This is a genomic window from Mycobacterium sp. (assembly GCF_050701675.1).
In the GTDB taxonomy this organism is placed as follows: Bacteria; Actinomycetota; Actinomycetes; order Mycobacteriales; family Mycobacteriaceae; genus Mycobacterium.
In genome coordinates this window covers 1-2,376 of record NZ_JBOGDD010000452.1, presented here as the reverse complement: position 1 = coordinate 2,376, position 2,376 = coordinate 1, and the positions used below count along the sequence as shown (strand labels likewise).

The 2,376-nt window shown below is 67.5% G+C and carries 4 protein-coding genes; 2 read left to right on the top strand and 2 right to left on the bottom strand.

Translation table 11 applies throughout. The features are described 5' to 3' along the window. A partial coding sequence (locus ACRDUX_RS13710) for an oligopeptide/dipeptide ABC transporter ATP-binding protein (RefSeq protein ID WP_526414577.1) occupies nucleotides 1-301 on the top strand: 301 nt, incomplete at its 5' end. 17 nt (nucleotides 302-318) lie between these two features. Further along, the gene (locus ACRDUX_RS13705; RefSeq protein ID WP_526414576.1) at nucleotides 319-570 is read left to right on the top strand and encodes a hypothetical protein; all 252 of its coding nucleotides are present in this window, start codon (nucleotides 319-321) and stop codon (nucleotides 568-570) included. 156 nt (nucleotides 571-726) lie between these two features. On the opposite strand, the gene ACRDUX_RS13700 is transcribed toward ACRDUX_RS13705, so the two are convergent. Both ACRDUX_RS13700 and ACRDUX_RS13695 read right to left on the bottom strand, forming a co-directional pair. After that, complete coding sequence (locus tag ACRDUX_RS13700) at nucleotides 727-1,428, bottom strand: GntR family transcriptional regulator (RefSeq protein ID WP_526414575.1); 702 nt, start codon at nucleotides 1,426-1,428, stop codon at nucleotides 727-729. Nucleotides 1,429-1,498: 70 nt separating this feature from the next. Continuing rightward, nucleotides 1,499-2,376, bottom strand: an 878-nt coding sequence (locus tag ACRDUX_RS13695) for a sugar-binding transcriptional regulator (protein WP_526414574.1), incomplete at its 5' end; no start/stop codon positions are given.

The window sequence follows — 2,376 nt, the reverse complement described above, 5'->3', positions numbered from 1 at the left end:
TCCGTATACCAAGGCATTGATGTCGGCTGTCCCGGTAGCCAAGTTCGACAAGCACAACCGAGCTGCACGCATCATGCTCGTCGGTGACGTGCCCAGCCCCGCGAATCCACCGTCGGGCTGCAGCTTTCGCACTCGATGTGCCTATGCGCAGGACGTCTGCTCTACTGCCACGCCCGCACTCGAGGCCCACGATTCTGATGGGCACAGGACGGCTTGCCACTTCGCCGACCGCCTGGTTTTACCGCATACCGACTCGCACAATGCAGTTCATTCGATCAACGTAGAAGCGTTGTCCAATTAGTGGAAGGAAGTGCTCACATGTCAACCTCAGATGCAGTCATCGAGGAAGTGATCGGAACCATGAACGAACTGGTCGCCAAGGACGGCGGGCTAATCGAACTGTCGTCGTACCTACCGTCCGCCAAGTCGATAGAGGTGAACTATCGGGTCGGAACGAACGACGAGTGCGTGACTTGTCTGATCACACCCGAGATGCTCCAGGAATTCCTGCTCGAGAGTTTTCGCTCGCACGGCATGGACGTTGACGCCGTAGACGTTCTGACTGCGTAACGCCATCTCGGTGGGCGCCAGCACTGGTCCCCTTCAGAACCACGAGGGGTCTAGCCCCAAAGGTGACCACGATCGGGCTGGTGCACGTCCATCGAGGTCGAGAACTGGCAGTCGTGTTGCTGCCGTGGCATTTTCGGGCGGGGCCGCGTCAGCCGGTCACGCGTCGGCGATGGACCGTTCGCGGACCGCCTCGATGTGCGCGCGCATCGCCTCCTCGGCGGCCGGCGGGTCGCCCGCTTCGATCGCCGCGAGCACCCGGCCGTGCTCGGCGACCGCCTGTTCGGTGTCCACCGGGCCGCGTCGCACGTTTTGTCGCATCCGTTGCACCGACGCCCCGAGGCCGCCGACCATGCTGCGCAAGAACCGGTTGCCGCAGTGGTCGAGGATCGTCTGGTGAAAGCCCCAGTCCGCGTTGAAGTAAGGCATCAGCGTGACGGGCAGCTGGTTGCGGTCCAGCGTCACGCCGTCCCACTCGCGGACGGCCCAGGCCGCCTGTTCGTGCGTGCGGTGCGCGACGCGCAGCTGGGGGAGCAGGGCTGGTTCCTGCAGCCGTGCCGCCCACTGGGCCGCCACGGTCTCGACGATCAGGCGAGCATCGGCGAGTTCGGCGGCCTGCTGGGCGCTCATTGGCGGCGCCACCTGGTAGCCGCGGTGGGCCACTCGCTGCACCAGTCCGGTCGCTTCGATCTCGACAAGGGCCTCACGCACCGGAGTCGGTGAGACGCTGAGATCGCGGGCGAGCTGGTCGATGCTGACCGACGTCCCTGCGGCGAGCCGCCCGTCCATAAGCATGGCGAGCACCGCGTCGCGCACGTCGTCGCGCATGGCGCGGCGTAGACCATTGGGCGTCGGGCTCATCGGGACCTCCATGTGTCGAATCCTTCCATGCCGCTGGATAAGTCGACCGGTTCGGCGCTGCGGGTGGTGCTCACGCGTCGAGCAGCGCCTGGGCGGTGAGGTCATCGAGCACCAGGTCCGTGACCGCACCGGCACGCAGCGCCGCCGCAATGGCCGTGGTCTTGGCTCGGCCGCTGACCACCAGCATCCGGGTGCGCACGCGGCGGAGCTCTGCGAGGGGCATGCCGGTGCTGCGCTCGTTGATCGCAAGGCGGTCGGAGCTACCGTCCTCGCGCAGGAATACCGTACCGACATCACCGACGATCCCCTGCCTGCGCAGCTCCTGCAGATCGACCGCGTCGAGGTAGCCGGCCCGGTACAGGTGGCCGGGGACCTCGCCGTCCAGCGCGCCGACCGAGAACACCACTACGTCGGCGTTGCGGCGCAGCGCGAGGACACGCTGGATGGACCGCTCCCGCCACATCGCCTCGCGGGTGCCCGCCGAGTCGAATAGGGCGGGCGCCGGAAAGTGGTGCGTCGACGCCGAGAATGCTTGCGCGAACCTGTCGAGCAGCTGACCGGCGTTCAGGACGCCGGAGGCGATGGTGTTCCCCGAGCCGTTGAGCTGCACGACGCGTGCACCGCGGGTCGGGCTGACGAGCAGGTGCCGGGATACCGCCTCGACGGTGGCGCCCCAGGCCACCGCAATCGTCGCGTCGGCGCCGACCACGGCGGCCAGTCGCTGCGCCGCCCGCTGGGCGACCACGTCGAGTCGGGCCGCGTCGTGATCGTCGTCGGCGCTCTCGGTCACCAGGGCGCGAACGCCGAAACGCTGACCGAGTCGGGCCGCCAGGCGTGACGACCGATCTGCGCTGCGATGCAGGACGAATTCGACGACGCCGTGTTCGCGCGCCCTGGCGAGCATCCGCGACACCGTCGACCGGGACAGGTGCAGGCGCTTGCCGACGT